The organism is Pseudomonas sp. LBUM1669 (assembly GCF_059695705.1).
This window is the reverse complement of record NZ_CP166784.1, coordinates 1,297,885-1,322,426: the sequence shown is the minus strand read 5'-3', so window position 1 is coordinate 1,322,426 and position 24,542 is coordinate 1,297,885. Positions and strand designations below refer to the sequence as shown.

Here is a 24,542-nt window from a genome sequence, read left to right as displayed (position 1 = left end):
AGTGGTATTTCGCTGAAATACCACTTCCATGGGCGTCACGACATCACTCAGATATAGATTCATCATTAAATATGAACTGCCAATTCCGTATATCAGTCACGACCTAAATCAGCTTCACGCTCCACCACTAAAGGTGCGTATTGATAATTATCTACAGAATCGTACTCTTCACCAGTCATAAGATTAAGTTGTCGCACAGAGCGCCCATACTTAAGGTATTTATATACAAAATACTTAGCAACTTTATCCTCATGCGTCGAAAGCACAACTTGCCTGTTTGGGAACTCGTTACGTAACAACTCCACCAAGGAAGACATATTGATGTCATCCATGGTTTGTACCGGATCATCAATCAACACTGGGGAAAAGCCTTTTGCATATATCTTATTTAAAGCTAGCGCTAAGGCAATTACCACTGCAGAGATCTGCCCTGAACTCATCGTATTAAGGACGTCGTGATCACGCTGATAATTTGACACCAATCGTACGTTCTTAAGTTCGTCTCCACCTGTAGGGTCTTTGAGAAACACTCCCTGCCCGATACCAGACTGATGGGATTGCAAGATTTTTCCGGAATAGATATAAAACGGAATTTCAATATCTCCGATCAACTTCTTTTTATATCTACGAATTTGTTTAAGAACCTTTATAGATACATTAGCCAGATCCTGCTCAAGCCGTAGAAGTTTTTCAGCATTCTCTAAGTGGGTAGCGATATCTTTGAGCACAAGCTGAAATGACGAATGATAACAAGACTCCAAGTATCTCTTCTTTTGAGCAACGTGTTCTTCCGTCACAGAAGCCAAATTATTATTTATATTATTAAAGTAGTCTTTGAACATACGATCAAAAGCATTACCGTCGTCTGCAATCTGGTACTCGATAGATGTCTGCGGGGTATTGGTGCGGACGCGATTCATCATCTCATCTAGGTTTCGAGAGAGATGATCACTGTCTAAGTTGTTAGTTAACTTTGGAAGCATCAAATCGCTGACGCTGAACGGGCAACTACTAAGCCATGAATTCAGTTTGTGCAACCGTTCTTTAACCAGAACCGCCTTTTCCAGTGATTCCAATACTTCATCACGCAGAGCTGGATTATTAGCACGAAACTCTGAAATTTGTTCAATGATCGGATCGATGAATCGCTTATTTATATCATTCTCTAATGCAAGAACCGCAAGATCCTGTCCTGATAACAGTACCGAGAAATCATTAACGCGGTTAGCCGCAGCAGCTTCCAGATCTGTATGATCATCATGAGGCTTGCCACAGAAGAGACATTTCGATTCTTCTGGCAGCTGACTAAGGGAGCGCGATAGTTCGGCGTGCTGGGCTACAATTTTACCGAATACTGTTTTAAGACCGGAGCTCGTCCTGCGAAGTTCCTTAACTGCCGCCTGAGCGATCTCAAACTCATCATAGTCTTTGCGTCCAAGTAGATCAAAAACGTGAGAAAAATTGGTCGGGATATCTCCTTGTACCAGGGAGCTGTGAGACCTCTCAAGTATTTGATCTTTCGACTTCCTCTCATCGAACTCCTTTATGTAATCTAAAGAATTATAAAAACCAAGATAATCTGTAAGAAGTTCAGGTGATCGCAATGCTCTAAAATAGGGGAGAGTGATGAGATAGATGTCTTTGTAATGTATAAATTCCTGCAGGACATTTAACTCAGCGGAAAAAGATGAAAGTTTCGTTTGATTGAAGGCCTCAAACTCTTCCAAATCCCACTCAGGGGATTTCGATAATTCAATCAGCCAAGGAAACAAATAACGGTGTTCTACATCGCCAAATTTTGCCGCGTGACTGGCACTGTCAATGTTGTGGCTTTTTTTCAACAGCTCGGCTTTTTCGCTCTGCATCGCACGCTGAGAACCGAGTTTCTTCTCGATGCTTTTTAAGCGAGCATACTTAGCCTCGGCTGCAGCAGTATCACCAAAAAGTTTGGAAATTTGCAATGCTCGACCAGTTTCACTATTCGTTTTTAAAAAGGAGGCTGCCTCCTCCTGTTGAATATAGTGAAATAGATGAAAATCTCTTGTGAAATCACTATTTCCAAGAAGATTTTCTACTTCTACCTGCTTTATCGGCGTCCAACCGTCAGCGCTTTCAATGAAAACATCCCAAAGCTCAGGGAAGCGGGATATTCTTTGCGCTCCTGTAGGAATCGGTGACTTAAGCTTTCGTCTTAGTGACAACGCCTCCCCCCAAGAGCGGGAAAGCTTAATATCAATCAAGACGTCTGATCGAGGGTTGTGGGCAACGACTACGTCTTCAGGAGTCTGCCGTCCGTCCGTGCTTATGAAGCGATTGATTGCCCCAGTTAGCGCCAATTCAATGGCATCAAAGACCGAAGTTTTCCCGTAACCATTAGGCCCATCAAGGAGCATTAGGTCGCTTCCATTGAAGCTCACCTTATATGCTTCTCCACCGAAAACTTTGAAGTTGGTGAATTCCACACTCATGAGTTTAAGCATCAGCTCACTCTCCCTAGGAACTGCATCATCAACTCATCATCGACGATATTATCATCAACACCTAACGCAAACTTATACAACGTCCGCTCATCAACAGTAAGCCCAGAGACTAAAGATGCATCAAGATCAAATAAACGCTTCGGATCATGCACATAAATTACAAACGGTATTTTTATAATTATTTTTAATAGCAGCGAGTAATAATTTTTCAGTGTAGCAGACTTCTCTTTAAATTTTTGAAAGAAACGTCCGTCTCCCTCTCCAATGAGTTCGTTAATCTTAATAATAGTGAAATCAATATCTTTTGCTTCTAAATCCATCAACTCTGCAGCGCTGTATGAAATCACATTTTTTTTGAAGTTGTACCGATCTTCCTCTATTTGAAAAACCTGTTTGTTCGTGATTGCAAGGTCGGGCCAACAAATAATCATCGTGCAATTCTTAGCAAACACCCTGTCAACAATTGGGTCTTGACGAATTTTCGAATATAGATCATCCGCCCAAACAGACAATATCAGATCGGCTTGCTGGTGAGTCGCATTCTGGCCCTCGATAACCAGGTAAAACTCTGCCTTATTTTCAGTATCCTTTGGTTTGAAAAGCCTAGCCACGAACTCCTCATATTCAAGCTCAAACTCTACTGACTCATAGCCATTATTTAAAAATACTTTATCAATCAAATTAATCAGCATTTAATTCATCCATGGCTTGCTGAATGGGTATCAACCGAAGCTTACCAAAATACTCATCCCGAGGCTCACGCTCCTCAACACCGATTAATTGGGGAGGAGTGGTGTGTCTTGCAGCTTGCTCATACAACGACATGACTTGAGGCCCATCATAGATCAGGTGATTGACCTCATATAGGTCTACAACTATTCGGGTATTCGCTATCAGTGCTTTTGCGATTTTTGTCGGGGACTTGTCATTTATGGTTGTCGGCAGATAATAGTTTTCAGGGTGAGATTGTGAGCGATACACCAGCTTATGTTGACCGGCATCATTCTCACAGCATCCAAAGTCCAGAGAATTAAATATTTTTAGCAACACATCCGTGATGCCGTTCTCATTGACCAAAAATGCTTGATCTATATTAGACAACCCATCAAACCTTATTGCCGGTGAAAAATTCTTATAATAGGCCATAAGCTTATCAGGCGTGGCCTTAAGCAGTGAATAGCGTATCTGAGACAAATTGCACACGAAGTCCTCCAACCCTTCGGGCGAAGTGTAGTAATCAGGATTATTCATAAATTCATCAAAGAGGCAAAAAAATCGCTCTTTGAATTTAATTGCCATATACTCGCTGCTCACATCATCAAAATCCGCATCTAGAATCGCGAGAATATCGGGAACATCAATATGAAGTAGCTCTGTTTTTCTCTTATTCAAGTGGCGCTGTGTTACGTAGCTGTCGAGCGTTTCCAATAGATGATGAAAAACGCTTTCAATTTGCTTAGCAGTATTAATACCTGCTCTTACTATTAGTATCTCGCTCAGCTTGGTTTTTATTAGCTCATTAATATCATCGATACCGCAGCATGCTCGCCCACCATACAAATAGCTTTGCACCCTGGATATCGCCAAAGATGGATCTGCGATAATTGCCTGAAGCTTGGCATAAACTTGATTTACTGTTAGTGCCCCGAATGCCTGTTGGATAATCCTAGCAGTCTTGTTCCGCGTTTCGTTGGGTGTGACCGATTTGAATATGGTGCTGGTCGTTGCGCTCGCCGCGTGTTCATTTGTCAACGCTTGGACAAATGTGGTTATGGCTTGCTGCAAAGTCTGGCCTGCGGGAAGACTGATCGACTTCCAAGTATGGATATAACCGACAGGCCCAGGCTGACCATATAGGTTCAACACCAACCCAAACAACGCATCATCATAAGAACTAAAGCTTTGCTCGGCATAGGCTTTAACTTGATGAAACGACACTAAAGCGTTATTAACAAACAGTTCAAAGTCTTCATTATTTTCCAAAACAATGGAGTCACCCTGAAATGTATGCGCTGGATTTACCCCAAGCTTATCGGCTATGTGACAGAGCACATAATGAATAGCCACTTTCCCCTGATAATTATATCCACTCCAAGAGGGGGTTGCGTCGTGAATCATTAATGCAGTCCTTTATTAGGGTATTCCTGGCTTTCTGTTTCCACACCGACAGCGAAATAGAGTCGGGCAAACTGCTAAGAAGCCAACTCAAGATGCCACGCATCAAAGAATTGCACAATGCCATTACTGAAGGGTTACGACAAACGTCTATCCCTGACTGTCGAGGTTAAAAATGTCACGGCACCAGCCTCGCAGCTGCGCTAAAGACAGTACACAGTCCAAAGTTGATCTATCCGCGTAGTGAAGCTCTGGCTCATCATCTCCCGGGGCATTCCCCAATCGGGATTGGTTGGCACACTCGCCAAGTGCAGTGTTCCACTAACCTGCATTCTCGGACATTAGGATGATGTCGGAGCCTCGCTTGCACAGGCGCTTGCACACCGGCTCGCAGTTCACTGCCGCAATCACTATGTGGCCGTGTTCAGCGGTGATCGAGCGATCAACCACAGCCATATCGCCATCGAAGATCCCGGCGCCTTCCATGCTGTGGCCTTCGATGCGCACCAGGTAAAAATGCGGTGCTCGGATATCCAGAAGTTCGTCGATGGAAATGTGCTGCTCAAGATGATCCGCAGCAGGCGATGGGAATCCCGCAGGGACTTTGAACGAGTAAAACGGGAGCTGGACTCCCCCTGCAGCAAGTGGGCCGAGGATGGTGACGCTCATGAAGCGTGCCTCAATCAAAACTGTATATACATACAGTTAACGTCGAAGCGTGCTTGCGGTCAATCTCAGCCTGGAAAAATTGCGACCAATGGGTTTTCTTAGAGGACGTTTGGAGGTTGGCCAGGAGTCATGGAAGCTGAAAGCTGACCAAGTTTCGATGTGCCGCACGAGGTTGCGAACTGCATTCCACTGCCAACCAGTTTGCATTCAACACACCAATCGCGTTGGTTTGTCCCTAAACCAAATTGGGCAAGGAACAAGGCATGCGACAGGCAGAAATCGGCCAAAAGTAGTCAGTGGACGGAGCGATGGCAGAGGAGTAGCTTTGCTTGGTCTGCTACCTGAGCAGATTCGGCTTTCCTCCCAACGGTCGTCACCAGACTGCAACGATGCCCGGCCTCGTCACAGTTTAGGCGAGAGAATATATGGAACCCATATGAACAGAATCGGCAACAATCTAATTTGCTCTGGAGCCAATGAAGAGATTGTGGAAGCACTCGTAGCCAATAACGTTGAGTTTGCAGTTGTTGGCGGCTTAGCTGTGGCTTGGTACTGCCCTGAGCGAAAGGCAGACGATATGGATATTCTCATTAACCCCTCCCCGGAGAACTCAAAGCGGGTTTTTCAAGCTCTCTCTGGCTTAAATATCATGGGAATCGAACCCGATTCATTTTTTAAAGAAAGCGTTCAAGTTCAGTTAAAACACCATCACTACGCAGATATCTTGACCCCACCCAAGGGCGGGCCCACTTTCGATGAGACCATCAGTGATTCCATTGAGGGAAATCTATTTAACAAGCCAGTTCGCATCCCATCCATCGCTAAACTTATCGTACTTAAAGAGCACACCATCGCAACAGCTCAGTGCAGCAAACACTTAAAAGATATTGAGCTATTGCGCCAGGCCATATAAAACTGCATTCAAGTCGTTCGCTTGACTCACTGGGGGCGTGCTCGCGCCTTGCACAAACGTTATGAATGCCTGCAAAGGGTCGTGTGCGGCGGGTCGCCAAGGGAGCGAATGGCTTTAACCACTATCAGGCACTGCCGAATAGCTGGCTGTATAACTCATGTATGGTTTTCAACTCAACAAAACTACCTTTGTTCAATATGCGGATATTCGGCCTTTCTGATTTTAAGCCGGTAGCATCACCTTTTGTGTGCTTAGCGGTTTTTAGATTTTCTAGACTATCTAATGGCTGGCCAGGGCTAGCGCCAAAATAATAATATGGCCCGAGATCAAGCGTTTCATTATTGAAGTAAACTAAAACTACGCAGCCAGACGGTTTCTTTGCCAGCGAAATATGGATTTTATGTGTTGCCGTAGTCGACCCTATAAATGTGGCTTTAAGTTGAATGTGTCTAAGAATGCCATTTGCTTCGGCAATGATATCGTAGCCAGATCTGTCGACTTCGGGTTTAGATATTTCAAGACTAAAATCTTTGGCTTTCCATGAGAATTTCAGTAACTCACCGATGAGCAAATGCTCGATTAGCTTTTCTCGGTATGAAGAGTGCAGCGAGTGTTCAGTCATTTTTGGTTGTCTGCGTTCGAACAGGGACTAATGGTTAAGCCAGGGGGCCGGCTTCGTCAATAGCTGCCTACGGTGAGTGTCAGCTATGGGTCGATCTCTGCCGGTCGCTCATCTAGATTCAGCGTCAAAAGCTGGTCAGAATGGATTTAAGCTGGCGTGCGATCCCGTGCAATTTCCCGGCAGAAAGGCAATCGCTTCTTCGCGCAAGCGGCTTGCCGTACCGGGGGAATAGTCCAATCAGGTAGGTGGTTCACCAATGCCCCAGGTAGTGACAGGCGATTGAGTGTGCGCATGATTAGCCTCGGCTCAGACATCACTGTTCTGAGAACCCACCTTGAGCACAGCTAGGCTACCCAACGACTTCCACGCACTGATCAACGCACCAAAATTTTCGGACGACGCTGTTGGACAGCGTCAAATGAAGCGGTGGCAGCTCATCGCTGGCGACATCTACAAAAGCACATCCATCGAGGCATTGCTCGAAGCAAGGGGCAAAGCTGAGGGCTACATTCACGGCCTTTTGGACGCTGGACACCTGTCGACGAGAGACACTGACCGGGACTATTTGATCCTGTGCATCGTGCAAAGGCGGCGCGAGTTTTTGCAGAAATTGTTGAACGAGTTCGGCTACTGAGCCCGATCTCTAGTCTCGCGGCAACAGCCAGTTGCTGAGGGGTATCACAAAAGAGAACCAACCAAATGAAGGGCTCCGAATTGCGGTTTCGGAGCTCCTTGACTGAATACTCAGATACGCTCGCCGGTGCGCAAAAACTTAAGAAAACTCACCCGCCCAACACCCCGCAGAAAGCTGCCGATGACGTAATTGCCGTTTCGTGTTTCAAGCAGCCAGAAACGCCCTTCTTTCCGTACGGTGTGAATTTTTCCTGTGCGAAGGATGGCGCCATCTGCTTCGCGGTATACCTCGTGTTTCTCTGCGTGGTCGAAAGAAACACCTACACACGTATCATCAGCGATAAAAGCATCACTGATGAAAGCAGTAATCGGCACGCTGTATTTTCGATCACTCGCTCGCACCAAGCGACTCAGCTGGAAGTCACTCACATCCTTACCGTGAATCTCGACTGCAATTTCTTCCGGCATCCGGCCAAAGCTCCAAAACGATCCAATTTGTGTTTTTCGGCGTCACCGCTCACCCAGCGGACATCGAAAACGCGGCCCCCAAGCTTGCTTCTTTTCTCTGACCTGAGCCCCAGAGAAGGTAGACGGTATTTTTGGTTTCAAACATGCAGCCGTAAATGAAAGACACTCCGAAATTGCTCCGCACCCACATCTTCGGTTGAAAGCGGCCCCTGCTTTCTAGGACAACTTCGTGGGCGTACAGCGTCGCGGGAATCAGACCAAGTAACGTCAGCTCTTCCTTTTCCACCGATGTCACAGTGAGGTCGATCAAGATCCACTGCCGCACGACGCAGTACGCTTTGCCGGGGAACAGCTTTCCCGCGAAGGAAATCAAGTCCTCTTGAGATCCATTCCAGCCCGAAGTCTCCCCTTCGGTACCGTAGAGGAGCCGAGCGATTTCATCCAACGTGACCATTGCAATACCGATGCTCTCAAATCTCGATCAACAAATTCGGATCAAAACCTGTTTTTTGGTTTGGATAGCCGCGTGGATTGGAAACTACGTGGCACCCATTTTTGATGAAGTCCGCTGCGACGTGCGTATGCCCGTAAACCCAAAGATCGGCCTTACACAACAGTTCTGGCCAATCATTGGCATAGGCGGCAATCAGGTCTTCAGGAAGCTCGTCACCCACGTGTTCCAAGGCTGGTGCGTGGTGCGTGACTACGACTGTTTTGCCGTTGAAAGGCTTTTCTAACTCTTGAATCAGCCAGGAATGCGCAGCCCTTGATTTAGCTATCAGGTCATCCGGGTTCAACCGTCGAAAACTTTCATCCGCTCTGATCACGGCGAAGTCATTCATGCATTCCCACGCAGCGCGTTTTGCCGCAACGGCATTCCCAGTTGACGAGTAATCCGTCCACGCCGTTGTGACCAAAAACCGGGTTTGATCCAGGATCAAGGCTTCGTTTTCGAGTACGTGGACATGAGGCGCTGCCGCCTCCTTCATCTTGCGCAGCGTGTGATCGATGTGGCCACCGTAGTACTCGTGATTGCCACACACGTAGATCACCGGACACTGGAAAACCTCGTTCGCCCATTTCACTCCACGCGATTTGATATCAACGTCACCCGCAAGAATGACTGCGTCCGCATCGGTTGGGGTGGGATCGAATTGAGCAAACTCAAGGTGCAGATCTGAGTAGATTTGAAGCTTCATCGAAGTCACCTGCTATTCAGTGCTCGGCACATTCCTGAACTGGTGAATGAGCACTCTTCGTATCCTCATAGATTGTTCGAGTGTTGGTGAGCAAACTGACATCGAGACAATTGTGAGCGCTGCTGTACACAGCTCCGCTAGCGACCTTGTGAAGCAGAACGCGCCCTCTATTTTGGTGGTAACCAACCACCAGACTGGTCAACGTCTCCATGCGGTCAGAAGTAGTTCCATTCACATGGGGCGCGGTCACAACCTGCACCTCTTCGATCATGTGATCTGGACTCCGCAGCGAAAGTAAGTGCTCCAGAACGGAGGCGTCTGCTGGCATACACCATTTAGGCCAAGATCGGCCTCCGTCACGAATCCGCCAGCGGACGTGGTACCAAGGAACCTCCAATTCTCGCTCAACCATTCGCCAAGCCGTCCGGCCTGGCCCTGGGAATCCAGGCGGGCCAATCGAAAAAGTTTTATCTGAAATAAACATGACGCGGGGTTCCTCGTAGCGCGGTGCAGCAGTTCTGCATAAAGCGGCTGGTTAAAAAAAATGGGGCTACGTATGTTGGTTGAAACGGTCTCCTCGCCGCTTGTGGAGTTCGGCGGCGGAAATTTCGCGCACGGCTACTCCCGCCACTATCTGGCAATTTATGGCTATTGTTTTAAGGACACCAAAAAAGCCAAGTGGAAGATGTGCAATTTTCGATATTTGATATTCGAAGGTTTAAGGCCTTCGATTTCACCTGACTAATATATACGGTCGATGAAATCGAAGCAACATGGCTTTATCCCTACCTTTTGGGGATGCAAAATGCCAATGAAGCGCGCATTCGCTATCACGCTGCGAGCTTTGCGCATAGCAAAGGGCATGAGCCAGGATGAGTTTTCAGAAGCTATGGGTCGTCATTACACGAGCTGGCTTGAGAACGGAAACTCGAGCGTTACGCTGGATAAAGTAATTGGCATCGCTGCCGTGCTGAAAATCGAACCACTTTTGATGATCGCTCTGTGCGAATCCGTACGGAAAGGACAGTCCATTCAGGAGACGATGAAGAGCGCTCTTGCCAATACTGACCTTCTCGGTCAGAGCGGTTTGCTCGAAGCATTCCAGAATGAAGTTGACCGAGTTCAGAGTACAGAAGGCCTCTCCAATGAATCGCGTCAGAAACTGATTGAAGTAAAGATCAAAGCCCTTCTGCACACAGGGTTGGATCAAAAGGATATTGCTAAAAATCTTGAGCTCAGCCCGGCAACTGTTTCCAGATACTGCAAAAAAATCAGGGAGAAAAATAGCAACTAGGCCCAGTGTCTTCCCACTAGTGAGTCGGTGCCCTGTTGATCCCTTCTAATCAACTCTCTGCAGCCTGGCGAACCTGCTGATGAGACTTTGAAGCGCATCTCATCTACGCTCGAGGCTCTCAAACGAGACGGAGTCCTCGAACTCATCACCTTTAAACATGAACCTCGAAAGGGTCGCCCGGTAACTCGTGACGTCTAAAAGGCGCTCGAACGCACGCCACTGCCCAAGCCGCTGGCATGTCCAATTCTGAAATCGCGTGGGAATTGGGAGTCTCGAAATCGATAGTGCAGCGCTATCTTGCCCAGGCAGCCAGCTGAGCCGCGCCATCGAACACATCTATTGACCCAAGGAAACTGGTGTCGAGTCGGCTAGCGTTTTCAACGCCGAACTCCTCAAAATGTAAACGTCTAGGCTCAGTAAAACCAAGGGATTCAAGCCAAATCGAAGCGGTAATTTTTAAACACGGGGCGACGAAAAATGGATTAGGTTTACATCTTCCGCAAAAAAACTCGCACAGAGGGCTTGTTTACATTTCTCCACTTAGGCATGCTGAATTCGAGTGTTTAGCCAGTTGATGGACATCCTTAAACCCAAGTAGTCACTGGATTTATGAGTGAAAATCAACAGACTACCCATCCTCTCCGACCTCGTTTACCTTCCCCCCCAAGAAAAACTAGCGTGACGTTGAACGCGAACTCCAGCAACGACCAGACACTGCGGTTGAGCAGCCGGGTACTGGTCTGGCGCGGCAGCAGATCGAGCCAGCTCTGCATCATCCCCGCCGCGACCGCCGACAGAATGCCCGAGGCGCCAAGACGCTCGGCCAGCACGTGGGCGGCAAACGGCAGCAACAACATGAAAACGACATGGGTCGCCGGATCATCCCAGCCACGAGCGATCATCCACGACCTCAAACGCCCGACCAGCCAGCTCAGCGCCACGCCAACGGCCAGGCCGCCGACCGCCACCAACACGAATGTCACACTGGCGTTGGCCAGTGAAAACACGCCGGTTACCGCTGCGGCCAACGCAAACTTGAACGTCACCAGGCCCGAGGCATCGTTCATCAGCGCCTCGCCTTGCAGCATGTGCATCAGCGGCGTCGGCAAGCGGTTCTGAGAAATCGCCGAGACCGCTACGGCATCCGTCGGCGACAGCACGGCCGCCAGCGCAAAGGCCACCGGCAGAGGAATGCTCGGCAACAACCAATGAATGAAATAGCCGGCGCCGACCACCGTAAACAACACCAGCCCCACCGCCAGCGTCAGGATCGGCCCGCGCAGGCGCCACAGTTCTCGTTTGGGCATACGCCAACCGTCGGAGAACAGCAGCGGCGGCAGGAACAGAAAGAGGAACAATTCGGGATCCAGCGCCACATGCAGACCCAGGGTCGGCCAGGCCAGCACCGCACCCGCGGCAATTTGCACCAAGGGCAGCGGCAGCGGGATCACCCGTCCGATCAGGCGTGAAACGCCGACCAGCATCAGCAGGATCAGGACGGTGTAGGCGGTTTGCATAAAGCGCAGTTCCCAGGCAATCGACAGCATTGAAGTGCCATATTAGCCGCTTAGACTGCGGGCTGACCGTTGCACCAATGTCGCACGCAGTCGCGAACTGCCTGACTCCCCCTATGGGAGCGAACTGGCTCACACAGGGGTTGCGATGACTTAACGACCGCGGCCGCCGCGAAACCGTCCGGTCATGGCATAATCCTTCACCTTTTATTTCCAGCACCTGCAAAGGGGGCAATTCCTTGACCGTTTCAAGCAAAACGTTGCACCTTTTCGGCATCAAAGCCTGGGATGCCGCATAAAAATCAATTAAGGCCTTTATAATCAAGGCCTTGAGCTACAAATCCACCACAAAAAGCAGCATCTTTTGCGATTCTTTAGAACCCAATAAACATTGGTCCAAACGGTTGCGTTTTGGGGAAGAGTTTCCCGAAGAAAATCCCACCTCCGGCTTCCTGCCGACTAAATACAACTCCTATTAAACAGTCCCCTAGGGAGACGCTGCAAAAATAGCCAACCGCCCCCACCCTTGGCACACTGAGTACCTTCAACCAGCCACCCTCTCCGTGAGCGTTACGCGCGTGCAGAAGACCTTCTCCGAACTCGAATACACCGGCAAGAAAAAGCAGACTCGCCGAGATCGCTTCCTGGCTGACCTTGAACAGCTGGTGCCCTGGGCACAGCTGGAGGCGCAAGTGGCGCCGTTCTATAGCGACACCACAGGCAAGCGCGGACGCCCTGCGATTGGGTTGTCACGCATGCTGCGCATGTATGTCGTGCAGCAGTGTTTCGGTTTCTCCGATGAAGGTTGCGAAGATGCCGTCTACGACAGCCAGGCCATCCGTGGTTTTATGGACATCGACCTGGGCCGCGAGTCGGCACCGGATGCAACTACCTTGCTGCGTTTTCGCCGCTTGCTGGAAACCCATCAGCTAACGCGGGTGCTGTTTGAAACGATTAACCTGAATATAGTTCAAAGCGGAGGCAAGGGCACTGGAGAGTTCGTGTGCCTGAGGGGGGGAACGCTGGGGTGGCAGGTGAGTCAAAGGTATCAGAGCCAACTTCACGAATCCGAGTGAAGCGGCCCACGATAAAAATCGCGCGCCGCTTGTTTTGCAAGGTTACTGCGGCATCATTGAAGAGTGATGCGAAGAGATCAGCCAGTTGTGGCCTTCATAAATGTAAGTGTAGGTATAGCGGGCTGGCACCTTGGCGCCGTCCTTCATCGTGAAGGTGTAGGTGCCGATGTCGACTGCCCAGTTGCAACCCGTCTGTATGGATCGGCTGTCAATATTGCCTTGTGGCTTTTTTTTCAGGAACTCATCGAAGTATTGAATTCTTTGGTCATTTGTCAGCCTAGGATCGTTAGCCAAAGTTGCCAGAAGCACGGAGTCCTTGCTGTAGTTTTTTGCAACTTCTTTTGAGTCAAGCGTTGCCAGTGACTTGTTCCAGCGTTCAAACAGGTTCTCCACCTCCGTTGTGGAAAGGGTTTCGCATAGCTGTGTTTCAGCGGCGACGACTGATTGAGCAGTGAATGCTGAAAGTAGTAAAGCAGATGCAAAAAAGATGCGCATATGAATGCCTCTTGTTGATGGATGAGTTACGTGAAAGTATGTTTTCGCGGACTGATTAAAAAAACGGCTCAATAGTCCACGCTGTTTACGCGGAGAATTGGGCTAAAATGCCACCATTGCGGTACGCGCAGGACAGTAGCGAGATTTTCAACCTACCCACTGAACGGCAAGTTGATCGGTCCTCCTTAAAGACGATTTTCAGGATGCTATTGGCTGGAAACTTGGGCGCCAGTTGTCCACGCCAGAAATAAGACTCATTATTAGGAGTAGTCCGGCACGACGAATCAACCGATGATTCGTCGTGCGTGACCAATGCATCAAAAACCGTACATTCGACGTTGGAAACGCTTTTTATTTCAGGCCGCCCAAAGGTGGGCGGTCTCAAGATCCAAGTGCAACAGTCAGTTAATGGTTTTGAGCTTGTTGCTCGCGGGATAGCTGAAGATAATCGACCATTACCTCAATCGGAAACCACCAACCCAGCGCCTGGCTTGGCCGAGTGTTTAGTAAGTAGACAAATTCGTCCAGCCGTTCCAGACGGATCAGGGAGAGATCAGTGCCTTTGGGTAAATATTGGCGCAGCAAGCCATTGGTGTTTTCATTACCCCGCGTAGCCATGAGCTGTGTGCATCCGCAAAGTAAATTTCCATGCCGTGTTTACTGTGATGGTTTTGAGCGGAAATGCAAACTGCTATGCCACTCAAAACGATCAGCAGAGCGGTTTTTGCGAATACGCGATTTAGATTACACCGCAGGCAACGCGGTCGCCGCCACCGCCCAGAGGCTTGGGCGTATCGGAATGGTTATCGCCGCCGATATGGATCATCAATGCATGGCCCTTGATCTGCGAAAGTGTTTTCAGGCGCGGCGCGAGTACAGGGTAGTTGGCGACACCTTCGTGGGTAACGTAAACCGCTGGTAGATCGCCTAAGTGGCCATCGGCGTAAGGGCCCAGATGTTTGATGGTTTTCTGTGGGTCGAAGTGACTGCCGGCGGCAAGTGCAGCGACTTTCACTCCGTCCTTGATAGCTGGTTCGCAACTGCCGTTTTCGTGCACATGGAAACCGTGGGCGCCGGCTGGTAACGATTTCAGATCGGGGGTGAAGACAAGACCATAGGGTGTTTCATCGACCTTGATGGTGCCGATCGCTTGCGGTAGCCCATCCGCTTTCACGAGACTCATTGGTACCTGAAGGGAAGCCGCGTTTGCAGAGCCGAGTGCAAGGGTGCCAACCAATCCAAACCAAAGTGAACGTTTCATGGAGCTATCCTTAACCTTGATGGTTACTGCGTATCGTTTTGGGGGTGAAACGTATAGCAAGCTTGGGTAAGTCGCTGTTGAATAGGTCGTTAGTCATGCTTGCGAGTGACGCAGAATAAGAAAATCCAGATCTAGCGGACAATAAAAAAACCTTGCGAGTGCTAATAGAAAAATACTATGGAGTACAAACGCGCCCCGGGTGTTTTTAAGGCTTATACGAATGAGCGTCTTGCCATGCCAACAAAGTCCACATCTCTGCACTGAGGGAGCGGGTGGGGGGCGGTCTCAGGTTCCAAGTGCATCAGTCAGTTGATGGTTTCGAGCTTGTTCCTCGCTAACAGCTGGAGGTAATCAACCAGTACTTCGACAGGAAATTTCCAGCCCAGCGTCTGGCGTGGTCGAGTGTTCAGCAGGTCGGCAATTTCGTCCAATCGTTCCTGGCTGACAAGGGAAAGATCCATGCCTTTGGGCAAATACTGGCGTAGCAAACCATTGGTGTTTTCATTGCTCCCGCGCTGCCATGGGCTGTGCGGATCTGCAAAGTAAATTTTCATCCCCGTCTGTGCTGTGATTTCAGCATGGCGGGCCATCTCACTGCCTTGATCATGCGTCATGGTTTTCAGCAGAGATGGTGCCATGCGCGACATCTCTCGGGAATGGCTTGAGCCGCTGCATCAGCGGTCGGTGCGTCAAGTTTCGCCAGAATGACGTAACGGCTGGTGCGTTCAACCATCGTGGCGACAGCAGAGCGGTTGTTGGCCCCAATGATCAGGTCGCTTTCCCAGTGCCCTGGAACAAGGCGGTCAGCGACCTCCGGTGGGCGCAAGTGGATGCTTAGCTCAGAGGGATAGCGCTCTCGACGCATGGCGCTCTGGGTTCGAGGGCGACGCTTGCCTTTACCTTGGCGCAAGTAGCTGATGAGCTGGCGTTTCAACTCGCCGCGCGGATAGGCATAAATTGCCAGATAGATGGTTTCGTGACTCACATGTCGCTCGGGGTGATCGGGCCAAATACCGCGCAGTCTGCTGGCGATTTGCTGGGGTGACCAGCCAATGCGCAACATTTGCGTGATCACTTGGAATAACTCAGAACCAGAGCACAAACGAGACTGGCGGCGCGACTTGTGACGGAGCGTTCGTGCCCGGCTTGCGGCGTGAACCGAATCGTATCGGCCCGCCTGGCTGTGCCGCCTGATCTGTAACCGCTCCATGAACCCCACATTCAAAGCCGCCAATTGATCCCGGATGCTGTGCTCCCGATTCCTTTCTGGAGCCCATCCGCCATGATGCGACCCGACGCAAAAGTCGAAAAAGTGTATCTGTACCCCAAGCCCGTCGACTTCCGAAAATCCATTGATGGCCTGGCTGCGCTGGTCGAGCTGGACATCAAGGTCGCCGTGTTTGACCCGGTGCTCTTCGTCTTCCTCAACAAACCGCGCAACCGCGTGAAGATTTTGTACTGGGAGCGCAACGGCTTCTGCCTTTGGCTCAAGCGCCTTGAATCTGAGCGATTCAAAACATCGCCCGATGCCACCGACGAGGCGATTGTCCTAACTGTTCAGGAACTCAACTGGATGCTCGACGGTTTCGACCTCTGGCGTAACCGTCCTCATCAGGTTTTGACGCCGCGATTCGTGGCCTGATTCGTTATAATCCAGGGCATGATTTCAATGCCCAAAGATCTTCCTGACGATCCTGCGCTGCTCAAGCAATTGCTAGAGCAAATGCTGCTTGAGCGCGAGTCTAACAAGGGCCGTATTGTTCATCTTGAAGAAGAAAACGCGCTGCTGCGTCAGCGCCTGTTCGGACGCAAGTCCGAACAAACAGCCGATCCGGCCACGCCGCAGTTAGCTCTTTTCAACGAAACTGAAAGCATCGCCGAACCCGTCGGCGAAGACGCTGAAGAAGAGGTCGTCGGTCCAGCCAGGCGTCGCGGTAAACGAAAGCCGCTGCCCGCCGACCTGCCACGTATCGAAGTCATCCACGAACTTCCCGAGGATGAACTGACTTGCGTTTGCGGCTGCCGCAAACACGCCATTGGCGAAGAAGTCAGCGAGCAGCTTGAAATCGTGCCGATGCAGATTCGCGTTATCAAACATGTGCGCAAAGTTTATGGCTGCCGCGATTGTGAGACCGCACCGGTCACTGCGGATAAGCCGGCTCAACTGATTGAAAAAAGCATGGCCAGCCCAAGTGTTCTGGCGATGCTGCTGACCACCAAGTACGTGGACGGTCTGCCGCTTCACCGTTTTGAAAAAGTACTAGGCCGCCACGGCATCGATATTCCGCGCCAGACCCTGGCTCGCTGGGTTATCCAGTGCGGCGAGCACTTCCAGCCGCTGCTGAATTTAATGCGCGATAGCCTGTTGGCCAGCCGTGTCATCCACTGCGATGAAACACGCGTACAGGTGTTGAAAGAGCCTGACCGAGAGCCGAGCAGTCAGTCCTGGATGTGGGTGCAAACCGGCGGCCCGCCAGACAAACCGGTGATCCTTTTCGACTACTCCACCAGCCGAGCGCAGGAGGTACCGTCGCGCCTGCTCGAAGGTTATCGCGGCTACGTCATGACTGACGATTACGCGGGTTACAACGCGCTGGGAGCACAGGCCGGAGTTGAACGTTTAGGGTGTTGGGCTCACGCACGGCGTAAATTTGTCGAAGCGCAAAAAGTACAGCCCAAGGGCAAGACAGGACGGGCCGACATCGCATTGAAGTTGATCAGCAAACTATATGGCATCGAGATCGCCTACAAACGGAGTGGTGATGAGGCGCGGAAAAGAGGCCGCCAGGAGTTGAGCGCCAGCGTGCTGTGTCAACTGAAAGACTGGATGCTAAAGACGCTGCCGTACGTGACTACACAGAACGCATTGGGCAAAGCCGTCAGCTACTTGGCAAACAACTGGAACAAACTCGAGCGGTACGTCGAGGAAGGTTACTTGCCCATCGACAACAACGCCGCAGAACGTGCAATACGGCCGTTCGTTATCGGAAGAAAAAACTGGTTGTTTAGCGACACGCCAAAAGGGGCGACGGCTAGCGCTCAACTTTACAGCTTGGTCGAGACTGCTAAAGCCAACGGCCAAGAGCCCTATGCGTGGCTGCGCCACGCACTTGAGCGCCTGCCAATGGCGGCTTCGGTGGAAGATTACGAAGCCCTGCCACCTTGGAAATGCGCACCCCAATCTCATAGCTAACCGCACCGCCCACCTTTGACTAGGTGGGTTTTATGGAGCGCTTACCCTGATCTCACGGCTAATGGTGCTTGGATGACGCCTCAGTAAAGTGGCGATAGCTCGCAGAGTGAATTGTTGAAGCTGCATCACCATGATGGCGACCCGCTCCTCAGTGCTGAGATGTGTATACGTCGTGGGCATGACAACACCTTACATCAGGTGTTGCACTTGGTCCTTGAGACCGCCGTCGTTAATGCAGGCAAAACGCCGCTGCATAAGCCCGTTCGCAGCGAACTCCCAATTCTCGTTACCGTACGACCGGAACCAGTTGCCCGAGTCGTCGTGCCATAGATCGCCTCCCCGCAAACATAAGCATCTTTCAAACTGGGAATATTCATGCTGCGCATGCTTGCCGGCAATCTGTTCGGGAGACAAACTCTAACGCAACATATGAGTCCCGAAATCAAAGCGCTCACTGCCTCGCAACAGTTTGCACTTGGGTCGACAGGGCCTACGGCGTACCTTCATGTAGCGCTGCACTATCAGGGCTGAGTAACGGCCGCAACTCTCCCGATAACGCCTCAACTCCCGACTGATGGTTGAGGGCGAGCGCTTGATCAAGAGGCCAATCTGAGCAGGCTGAGGCCTTGGACGTGATCGAGCTGGATGGTTACCCGCTCTTCGACGCTAAGTTCATGATAGGACATAGTGCAACACCGAACCGGAACGGTCAGGTGTTGCACTCAGTTCCCTCGGCCGCCCCACGACTACTTCAGACCTTCTTCGAAGGGAAAAATATTTTATATTAGTCGCTATACAAATTCTTTGCAGGAATGAATACTCCTAGATTGCGCGTCTGGGCAACCGATCCATAACCCCAAAATGGTGAAGTCCATTTTGAGGCAAGTCCAGGATCATAGATCGCGCATCTTGAGCCATTCTGGTATGACCAGCAATTGTCTGTAGCATTATTTGCAGTTCGAGAGTACTGAGTGGAAACGTCATAGTAATCCTCCCTCGCAAAATTAGTAGCAACATGACCAAAGCGAGTCCAAAGTGTCGGTCTTGCCGCAATCCGATAAGCGGCAATATTGTATTTGCCAAATCCAGATGGATATAACGATGACTCAAACGCCCAATTCTCGCCAGCTAAGTCAAACACATATGTACCGCCACTACTGGGCAGTTCTACGTAACATGTGCTGTAGTATAGAATTTCCGACGAACCCTGTGGGGTTACACCGCTGCAAAAGAGCACTTGTGTTGTCGTTCCAATAAACGTTCCAGTCAAAGAGTCGTAGTTACCTTTTTTAACATCGACATTTACTCCAGGGGGCACCTTGACGACCAACGTCCTTGTCGCGGTCGGCGCAGTAGTATCTCCTCCGCATACAGCTTGCGCCCTCGTCTTACTGGAAGGGTATTTCAGATCAGTGTGACCGATAAATGTTGAACTACCGTCATTCAAAAGGTAAGAACATACCGCCTGCCTTGCGGACACGCCTCTCCATGGAAGTGGATGTTCCACCCCAATGGGTGTATTACGAAATACTGGCTCATTGAGGTACAATATATAAGGGCGACTAAAATTTAACCGACTTGCAACTTCCGCAGTCGGAAAACCTGTTGCATCGTCGACAGCCATCCCATTTTCACCTACACCCCATGAACCTAAGTTAGTAATTTGGTCATCCGAAAATGCACCGGGAACTGGTATATTTGAATACACTTCAAAACCAACATCATTAATTTTCTTGAATTTGTACTTGGTGAGATTTTGAATAAGACGGGCTCTGGCACCTGAGCTTGAATCGGCCGTACCATCAATGCCCGCTTCAATATTCAGAAGCCATCCATCAATATGAAGCGTTCTCGCCAATGCTGCAAGCTTGTCTATTGTGGGGGTGTTTATCGTGCAATCGTTATCCCATAAGGAACAACTATAATCAGTTCCGATTAATGCATCAGTCAAGTCAGTAAAGCTATTGTCATTTGCAATAAAAACCGTACCATAAATAGGTACGCCATTTGAGTGCGCCGCTCGTACCCAGTCCGGATGAGGGGCCACGACATGACTTCCCTCGCTACTTGCGCCGCCAAATGCAATGAACTTCCTGAAAAAGGCCCATCCACTAAAATATACTGACGTGTCGACGCCTGATTCATATGGATTTACAGAACCAACGGTTCGGTCTATCAGGGTGTAGTCTCTGGTCGTTACTGGTCGGACGCCAACTCCGGCCCACTCTGTTGTCATAGCAGGTTTCGTCCACGCAGGTGCAGGCGCAACGTAACTTGCTGGGAGCGGGCTGTTCAAATCTAAAGATGAGAGAAGAGGATAGCCTCTTTGATTATGTGTTGCATTCAAAGCCCAGACATGGTTACGCTTAACATTGACAGCGCCTGTTATTTCATCTTTTGGCACGCATGTAATAGCGACCGGAGTCATCCCTGCAGTAAGGGTACCTTGCGCCCTGGATGCATCAACAGAGCACAACTCTTCTCTTGGTTGGCATCCTACATAAATCGAGTATTGACTCCCGACAGCAATATATCGAAGTACATTTTTTGCAGTATGCCCTCCGCTAAAATTACCAGTGGTCCGAACGGCGGAAGAGTATGGATTTTGTGTAATACATATTTCCTCTGGCCTAGAGCTTCCAAGAATACGTATCGGAATACCTCCCCCAGCCACTTCGGGGGGCATTATTGCCGCCGATAACGTGGTCTTTTCTTGTAGTTGAATTACTGTCTGAGTCAAATTTTTATTCGGCTCTGGCTCACTTCCATACACTGGAAGCACAACTGATGCCAAAAACATCATAATTATACAAAGAAGCTTCATGATTTCCTCCGTAGTAATAAAAATCAATTGTGAACCGGATCAAGCTGTACATTCCCTCTGTAGCCAAAAAAATTGCTGACCTGGCGTATACTCAATGAGCATTTACCGTACAACACATTTTTCTCAATATCTGGGATTAGGCAGAGTATTTGGAGTTCGTTATATTGTACGCTTGCTGGAAAATCCGCGTTACCAACAAGGCAATTTATAGCACTCCGATTATTGATGATAATTTTTGCACTTATCTTTGAATTTTTTCAGGCACTGGCAGATAGACATCTTTAATTATTATTCCTGCATACGCGCCTTGAGTTACCCTATGACTCTCTGTGTAGCTTGACGAGGCGACTGGGAACTTATAGGCAACTTTAGCACCAGTGATCACCGGTATAACCAGTTTGACCATAAAGCGCTTGATGCATTTTGCCACATACCAACGGCTGAACCGTAGACTTCTGAGAGTTTGTTGGATTACGACTTCCCCAATCGCATGTTTCACCATTACTAGAGAAACATATGATATCTCCAGCTGGCGAAACAAAGTAGAGAACATCTAAATCGGCAATCATGCCATCGTTCCATCGTTCCATCGTTCCATCGTTCCATCGTTCCATCGTTCCATCGTTCCATCGTTCCATCTGGCGTAAAATTGCGCATAAACTTTCGAGCACCAATGATTAGAATCATAGCCGCTTGTTCCATAGATGGTGTTATGCATAGCACCGCAAACCAGAGGGGTTATTGTTTCGGAAGCACTTAACGAGGACCGTCCTCATGCGCAATTTCTTCCATCACTCGAAAGACAAGCGACGTTACCGTCAGCGGTAATGGTCATTTGCGTGCCGTTCCAGTCTCGCCACAAGAGACACTCTATATAGCCAATAAAAAATATGCTCTTATTATTCGCACTTAAAGACAGTCTTAAATAACCATGTATTTCTGCTTGACTTCGGCGACTGCCGATACTGAAAGTACTGAGTTGAACCCAAACGTTCCTCTGCCCATCTCCTTGGACGGTGGCCGGCTGGATATTGAAGCATCCCAACCGGTCGCTCTTTTTCCACTTCGGTACTAATTGAACTCACGTCAGCAGCGGCTGCCAGGCGGCTTCAAGCTCTCGCTTCAGCGGGCGGCTGGAAGGCTTGTCTTTGCCCGCCAGCTTGCGAAACACACGGACGCCCTGGTAAATGATCCAGCGCTTCCAGGCCGGCACCCCCAGCACACCCATCGACTCATCAAAAATCTCATCGCAGCGCTCACGCGTGATGCTCACCAGCTCGCCCGCAACCACGATCGTCAAGTACTCACAAAGCAGGTCGTGCACCACAGCGGCCTGGCCGTAACTGCCCCAGGGCGGAATCAAATTCCACAGCAGCTGCGGCACGCTGGCCCCGTCGGTCAGATACCCCGTCGGGACCGTGACCCACTGCTCGCTGTACTGGCTGCCCAGGTAATAGCGATAGGGCGTGATCACGCGCCAGTGATCGGCCCCCAGCACCTGACTGGCTGCCGTGTCGTAGCGTATATCCAACGGGGCGGTGAATGACTGCATTAGCCTCTCCTCACGAAAATGTTCCGCCCGCAAGGCGAAACTGTTTGAGCAAATCCTCCAGGCGCTGCTCATGCTGGCCATAACCGGCCCCGGGCAGGCTGGCCCAGATGCTCCGGCACTTGTTGATCGCCGTTTCAATGCGCCCCGCATGTACGTCGGGCAGTGCCCGGCATTCGCGCAGGTGCTGCAAAGCCAACCGATCCTGACTGATTGGACAGAAATCCGCCAGCTTGAACAGCGTCCGGTAATGCGGTCAGTCCTTGAGCATCTGCTGATAGCGGCCAGAGGCGCTTGAGGTCAATCCACCCGTGTTGATAGTCTTGGACGATTGGCCTCGGACGAAGGGGGGATTGGTGAAACCCTTGAACACCTCCGATTTCCTGTCGATGCCGGTCACAATACCGAGGTGCCTGATGGCAAGAAATCATCGCTCCTTTTCGATCCTATTCAAATGTGAAGCTGTGAGTCTGATGCTCGACCAAGGCTACCGTTATATGGAAGCAAGCCGCTCGCTGGGATGTTGACGCATCCTTTCCGGTCGCTCTTTTTAACTTTGCGGGATCAGCTCGACGAGACGCATAACACTGCCCTCGCCCGCTCCCACAGCTGCAGTCGATCTGCCAGGCCATTGAGGCCGCCATTGATCTTGCGCGTGATCGCTTCGAACTCATCCCGATCGGCTAAGGCGTTCAGCTCGCGCCCCCACCAAAACCACGCGGCCGACTCGGCGGCCCATTGCGGCAGCTCGAGCAGCTCTGGCGTGCGCAGCAGACGCTCGTCACCAAACAGTGCCAAGCTGCAGCGCAGGTAGTTATTGCGGCCGGTCACCTGGATCAGGCCGCGACCGCGATAGCGCTGGCCGTCACCGTCCAGTTCTGGGGTATTGCCCAGCTTCACCGCCAAATTACCGATGTCGTATTTGCTCAGGTACTGCTCCCCACCCAGCTCACGCACGTACTGCAGCTGGCCCGACTCGTGACCCACCTGGGCCAGGAACGCCGCTTGGCGCTTGGGCGTTTTGATTTGCCGGTGCGCCATGGCGGCGTTGAGGGCGGACACAAAAACGCCCGCTTGGCGGCGGGCGTTCGGCATGATGCGTTGTAGCTGTTGCTCGGTGATGGACATACAAACTCCAGGCATAAAAAACCGCACGCGGCGGATTGGGGTGCACGATTGCGCGGTTACAGGGTGACGACTTTGAGCGGCTTGGCTTCCTTCTGCTTTTTCTTGCCCTTGGCATTGGCCTTGCCCGTCTTGCCGCCGTTGCATTCGACGGTGGTCGACCAGCCCGCTTGGGTATACACCTGCTCGACGGAGTCGGTCAGGTATTCGCCATCGAGGCCGACCTTAAAACCCTGGGCAATGATCGAGCGTTCGGCAAACAGATCCGTGCGGCCGGGCATCTCAAAACGCACACCGGCGCTCGATCGATTGAACGCGGCCAAGCGCGCCTTGGCGGCGGACTCGGCGGCGGTTTTGTTGGGGTAGATATGCCGATCGGTATGCACCGAGGGTAGGCCGTCCGGCAGGTCGTCATTCTCCAGCGACACGACCACCAGCTTTCCGGTTTTCGGGTCTTGGTGCTTAGCCCCAACCGTCTTGTGCGTGTTGCGATCGCCGAGGGTGAATTGCCAGCGACTGACATCACTGCGCGTCAGGGTGATCGCGCCAAACGCCTTACCGCTGGCCGTCTGCCCACCTTGGCGCGGCATGACCAACAATTTGCCGTCCGCGACCTTGGCCGTGCAGTCGTATTGCTTAGCCAGGCGCGTGATGAAATTGAAGTCAGACTCGCCGAGCTGATCGGCCCGGGCGACCTTGGTCGACACTGGACACCCCGGCGCCCAACCGTTACGCGCGGCGACATCACCGACGATCGTCGACAGCGGCACGCCCTCCCAGCTCCCGCTACGCACGGTCTTGCCGCTGCCGCGCATGTCGCTGGCCTTGCCCTTGATCACGATCGTATCCGGCGGACCGGACACCGTGACCTCATCAACCACGTAACGGCCCATACGGGCCAAGCCCGTCTCGGCATAGCCGAGGTAGACCTCAATCCCGACCCCGCGCCGGGGCAGCGTCACTAATCTATCACGGTCATCTATGCGCAACTCAAACGTGTCCGAATCCATACCCGGTTTGTCGGTGGTGCTGAGCTGGATCAGCCGATCGTTGATCAGTCCGGTGATATCGGCGCCATCGGCCACGATACGAAATTGGGGTGTCATCGAATT

At 50.8% G+C, this 24,542-nt stretch carries 20 protein-coding genes and 9 pseudogenes; 6 read left to right on the top strand and 23 right to left on the bottom strand.

From position 1 onward, the window contains the following. Positions 1–92: 92 nt before the first annotated feature. From ACA051_RS05985 to ACA051_RS05965, 5 genes and pseudogenes are all read right to left on the bottom strand, one after another. Complete coding sequence (locus ACA051_RS05985) at positions 93–2,480, bottom strand: AAA family ATPase (RefSeq protein WP_497373912.1); 2,388 nt, start codon at positions 2,478–2,480, stop codon at positions 93–95. Next, a complete protein-coding gene (locus ACA051_RS05980) occupies positions 2,480–3,172 on the bottom strand; it encodes an ABC-three component system middle component 1 (protein ID WP_497373910.1) in 693 nt (230 codons plus the stop codon). The genes ACA051_RS05985 and ACA051_RS05980 overlap by 1 nt, the downstream gene beginning before the upstream one ends. Then, positions 3,162–4,598 (bottom strand): ABC-three component system protein, encoded by a 1,437-nt coding sequence (locus ACA051_RS05975; protein ID WP_497373908.1) that lies wholly within the window; start codon positions 4,596–4,598, stop codon positions 3,162–3,164. Before ACA051_RS05975 ends, ACA051_RS05980 begins: the two co-directional genes overlap by 11 nt. A 200-nt stretch (positions 4,599–4,798) precedes the next feature. Beyond that, positions 4,799–4,915: pseudogene (locus ACA051_RS05970) on the bottom strand (DUF4113 domain-containing protein); the annotation flags it as partial. A gap of 10 nt (positions 4,916–4,925) precedes the next feature. Continuing rightward, positions 4,926–5,264, bottom strand: a pseudogene (locus ACA051_RS05965) (LexA family protein); the annotation flags it as partial. A 436-nt stretch (positions 5,265–5,700) separates the two neighbouring features. Here ACA051_RS05965 and ACA051_RS05960 point away from each other — a divergent pair. Next, entirely contained in the window at positions 5,701–6,177 is a 477-nt protein-coding gene (locus tag ACA051_RS05960) for a hypothetical protein (RefSeq protein ID WP_497373906.1), read from the top strand. A gap of 124 nt (positions 6,178–6,301) precedes the next feature. Here ACA051_RS05960 and ACA051_RS05955 read toward each other — a convergent pair whose 3' ends face one another. Next, positions 6,302–6,799, bottom strand: coding sequence for a hypothetical protein (locus ACA051_RS05955; RefSeq protein WP_497373904.1), 498 nt, complete (start codon positions 6,797–6,799; stop codon positions 6,302–6,304). Between the two features lie 418 nt (positions 6,800–7,217). Here ACA051_RS05955 and ACA051_RS05950 point away from each other — a divergent pair, with 418 nt between their 5' ends. After that, positions 7,218–7,433 (top strand): hypothetical protein, encoded by a 216-nt coding sequence (locus ACA051_RS05950; protein WP_497373902.1) that lies wholly within the window; start codon positions 7,218–7,220, stop codon positions 7,431–7,433. A gap of 110 nt (positions 7,434–7,543) precedes the next feature. Here the strand turns inward: ACA051_RS05950 and ACA051_RS05945 are convergent, their stop codons facing one another. Genes ACA051_RS05945 through ACA051_RS05935 form a run of 3 tightly spaced genes read right to left on the bottom strand, consistent with a single transcriptional unit; the run spans position 7,544 to position 9,099 of the window. Next, complete coding sequence (locus ACA051_RS05945; protein ID WP_497373900.1) at positions 7,544–7,900, bottom strand: hypothetical protein; 357 nt, start codon at positions 7,898–7,900, stop codon at positions 7,544–7,546. A gap of 49 nt (positions 7,901–7,949) precedes the next feature. Beyond that, the gene (locus tag ACA051_RS05940; RefSeq protein WP_497373898.1) at positions 7,950–8,354 is read right to left on the bottom strand and encodes a DUF6957 family protein; all 405 of its coding nucleotides are present in this window, start codon (positions 8,352–8,354) and stop codon (positions 7,950–7,952) included. 16 nt (positions 8,355–8,370) lie between these two features. After that, a complete protein-coding gene (locus ACA051_RS05935; RefSeq protein WP_497373897.1) occupies positions 8,371–9,099 on the bottom strand; it encodes a metallophosphoesterase family protein in 729 nt (242 codons plus the stop codon). A gap of 811 nt (positions 9,100–9,910) precedes the next feature. Between ACA051_RS05935 and ACA051_RS05930 the strand changes: the two genes are divergently transcribed. Next, positions 9,911–10,393: a helix-turn-helix domain-containing protein gene (locus tag ACA051_RS05930; RefSeq protein WP_497373895.1), complete on the top strand. Its 483-nt coding sequence runs from the start codon at positions 9,911–9,913 to the stop codon at positions 10,391–10,393. 662 nt (positions 10,394–11,055) lie between these two features. Here ACA051_RS05930 and ACA051_RS05925 read toward each other — a convergent pair. Then, positions 11,056–11,910: pseudogene (locus ACA051_RS05925) on the bottom strand (cation:proton antiporter); the annotation flags it as partial. 575 nt (positions 11,911–12,485) lie between these two features. On the opposite strand from ACA051_RS05925, the pseudogene ACA051_RS05920 reads away from it, so the two are divergent. Beyond that, positions 12,486–12,887: pseudogene (locus ACA051_RS05920) on the top strand (transposase); the annotation flags it as partial. 138 nt (positions 12,888–13,025) lie between these two features. On the opposite strand, the gene ACA051_RS05915 reads toward ACA051_RS05920, so the two are convergent. From ACA051_RS05915 to ACA051_RS05900, 4 genes and pseudogenes are all read right to left on the bottom strand, one after another. Next, on the bottom strand, positions 13,026–13,478 hold the full coding sequence (locus ACA051_RS05915) for a DUF4440 domain-containing protein (RefSeq protein WP_497373893.1): 453 nt from the start codon (positions 13,476–13,478) through the stop codon (positions 13,026–13,028). A gap of 401 nt (positions 13,479–13,879) precedes the next feature. Continuing rightward, a pseudogene (locus tag ACA051_RS05910) lies at positions 13,880–14,140 on the bottom strand (transposase); the annotation flags it as partial. 77 nt (positions 14,141–14,217) lie between these two features. After that, on the bottom strand, positions 14,218–14,739 hold the full coding sequence (gene sodC / locus ACA051_RS05905) for a superoxide dismutase [Cu-Zn] SodC (protein WP_497373891.1): 522 nt from the start codon (positions 14,737–14,739) through the stop codon (positions 14,218–14,220). Positions 14,740–15,044: 305 nt separating this feature from the next. Further along, positions 15,045–15,937, bottom strand: a pseudogene (locus ACA051_RS05900) (IS30 family transposase); the annotation flags it as partial. 84 nt (positions 15,938–16,021) lie between these two features. Here ACA051_RS05900 and tnpB point away from each other — a divergent pair. Together tnpB and tnpC are read left to right on the top strand one after the other, a co-directional pair. Then, on the top strand, positions 16,022–16,381 hold the full coding sequence (tnpB, locus tag ACA051_RS05895; RefSeq protein WP_024647222.1) for an IS66 family insertion sequence element accessory protein TnpB: 360 nt from the start codon (positions 16,022–16,024) through the stop codon (positions 16,379–16,381). An 18-nt stretch (positions 16,382–16,399) separates the two neighbouring features. Then, positions 16,400–17,932 carry an IS66 family transposase gene (gene tnpC, locus ACA051_RS05890; protein ID WP_497373889.1) on the top strand — a complete coding sequence of 511 codons (1,533 nt, stop codon included), beginning with the start codon at positions 16,400–16,402 and terminating at the stop codon, positions 17,930–17,932. Between the two features lie 45 nt (positions 17,933–17,977). Here the strand turns inward: tnpC and ACA051_RS05885 are convergent. The 9 genes and pseudogenes from ACA051_RS05885 to ACA051_RS05845 all read right to left on the bottom strand — a co-directional run. Then, positions 17,978–18,112, bottom strand: a pseudogene (locus ACA051_RS05885) (helix-turn-helix domain-containing protein); the annotation flags it as partial. 45 nt (positions 18,113–18,157) lie between these two features. After that, positions 18,158–18,259 (bottom strand): annotated as a pseudogene (locus ACA051_RS05880) (DUF1348 family protein); the annotation flags it as partial. After that, positions 18,259–18,618, bottom strand: a pseudogene (locus ACA051_RS05875) (transposase); the annotation flags it as partial. The pseudogenes ACA051_RS05880 and ACA051_RS05875, both read right to left, overlap by 1 nt. 98 nt (positions 18,619–18,716) lie before the next feature. Then, a complete protein-coding gene (locus ACA051_RS05870; RefSeq protein WP_497373887.1) occupies positions 18,717–20,756 on the bottom strand; it encodes an endo-beta-N-acetylglucosaminidase in 2,040 nt (679 codons plus the stop codon). Positions 20,757–21,124: 368 nt separating this feature from the next. Beyond that, entirely contained in the window at positions 21,125–21,370 is a 246-nt protein-coding gene (locus ACA051_RS05865) for a hypothetical protein (RefSeq protein ID WP_497373885.1), read from the bottom strand. A gap of 467 nt (positions 21,371–21,837) precedes the next feature. Continuing rightward, complete coding sequence (locus tag ACA051_RS05860; RefSeq protein ID WP_497308498.1) at positions 21,838–22,308, bottom strand: DUF1353 domain-containing protein; 471 nt, start codon at positions 22,306–22,308, stop codon at positions 21,838–21,840. 10 nt (positions 22,309–22,318) lie between these two features. After that, complete coding sequence (locus tag ACA051_RS05855; protein ID WP_497308496.1) at positions 22,319–22,498, bottom strand: lysozyme family protein; 180 nt, start codon at positions 22,496–22,498, stop codon at positions 22,319–22,321. A gap of 371 nt (positions 22,499–22,869) precedes the next feature. After that, complete coding sequence (locus ACA051_RS05850) at positions 22,870–23,433, bottom strand: glycoside hydrolase family 19 protein (RefSeq protein ID WP_497373883.1); 564 nt, start codon at positions 23,431–23,433, stop codon at positions 22,870–22,872. A 56-nt stretch (positions 23,434–23,489) separates the two neighbouring features. Beyond that, positions 23,490–24,536 carry a phage late control D family protein gene (locus ACA051_RS05845; protein ID WP_497373881.1) on the bottom strand — a complete coding sequence of 349 codons (1,047 nt, stop codon included), beginning with the start codon at positions 24,534–24,536 and terminating at the stop codon, positions 23,490–23,492. Positions 24,537–24,542 lie beyond the last annotated feature (6 nt).

Bases quoted from the DNA above. Each gene is read 5' to 3' on its own strand.
- ACA051_RS05985 (WP_497373912.1), bottom strand. From the start codon at position 2,480: ATGCTTAAACTCATGAGTGTGGAATTCACCAACTTCAAAGTTTTCGGT.
- ACA051_RS05980 (WP_497373910.1), bottom strand. From the start codon at position 3,172: ATGCTGATTAATTTGATTGATAAAGTATTTTTAAATAATGGCTATGAG.
- ACA051_RS05975 (WP_497373908.1), bottom strand. From the start codon at position 4,598: ATGATTCACGACGCAACCCCCTCTTGGAGTGGATATAATTATCAGGGG.
- ACA051_RS05960 (WP_497373906.1), top strand. From the start codon at position 5,701: ATGAACAGAATCGGCAACAATCTAATTTGCTCTGGAGCCAATGAAGAG.
- ACA051_RS05955 (WP_497373904.1), bottom strand. From the start codon at position 6,799: ATGACTGAACACTCGCTGCACTCTTCATACCGAGAAAAGCTAATCGAG.
- ACA051_RS05950 (WP_497373902.1), top strand. From the start codon at position 7,218: ATGAAGCGGTGGCAGCTCATCGCTGGCGACATCTACAAAAGCACATCC.
- ACA051_RS05945 (WP_497373900.1), bottom strand. From the start codon at position 7,900: ATGCCGGAAGAAATTGCAGTCGAGATTCACGGTAAGGATGTGAGTGAC.
- ACA051_RS05940 (WP_497373898.1), bottom strand. From the start codon at position 8,354: ATGGTCACGTTGGATGAAATCGCTCGGCTCCTCTACGGTACCGAAGGG.
- ACA051_RS05935 (WP_497373897.1), bottom strand. From the start codon at position 9,099: ATGAAGCTTCAAATCTACTCAGATCTGCACCTTGAGTTTGCTCAATTC.
- ACA051_RS05930 (WP_497373895.1), top strand. From the start codon at position 9,911: ATGAAGCGCGCATTCGCTATCACGCTGCGAGCTTTGCGCATAGCAAAG.
- ACA051_RS05915 (WP_497373893.1), bottom strand. From the start codon at position 13,478: ATGCGCATCTTTTTTGCATCTGCTTTACTACTTTCAGCATTCACTGCT.
- sodC (WP_497373891.1), bottom strand. From the start codon at position 14,739: ATGAAACGTTCACTTTGGTTTGGATTGGTTGGCACCCTTGCACTCGGC.
- tnpB (WP_024647222.1), top strand. From the start codon at position 16,022: ATGATGCGACCCGACGCAAAAGTCGAAAAAGTGTATCTGTACCCCAAG.
- tnpC (WP_497373889.1), top strand. From the start codon at position 16,400: ATGATTTCAATGCCCAAAGATCTTCCTGACGATCCTGCGCTGCTCAAG.
- ACA051_RS05870 (WP_497373887.1), bottom strand. From the start codon at position 20,756: ATGAAGCTTCTTTGTATAATTATGATGTTTTTGGCATCAGTTGTGCTT.
- ACA051_RS05865 (WP_497373885.1), bottom strand. From the start codon at position 21,370: ATGGAACGATGGAACGATGGAACGATGGAACGATGGAACGATGGCATG.
- ACA051_RS05860 (WP_497308498.1), bottom strand. From the start codon at position 22,308: ATGCAGTCATTCACCGCCCCGTTGGATATACGCTACGACACGGCAGCC.
- ACA051_RS05850 (WP_497373883.1), bottom strand. From the start codon at position 23,433: ATGTCCATCACCGAGCAACAGCTACAACGCATCATGCCGAACGCCCGC.
- ACA051_RS05845 (WP_497373881.1), bottom strand. From the start codon at position 24,536: ATGACACCCCAATTTCGTATCGTGGCCGATGGCGCCGATATCACCGGA.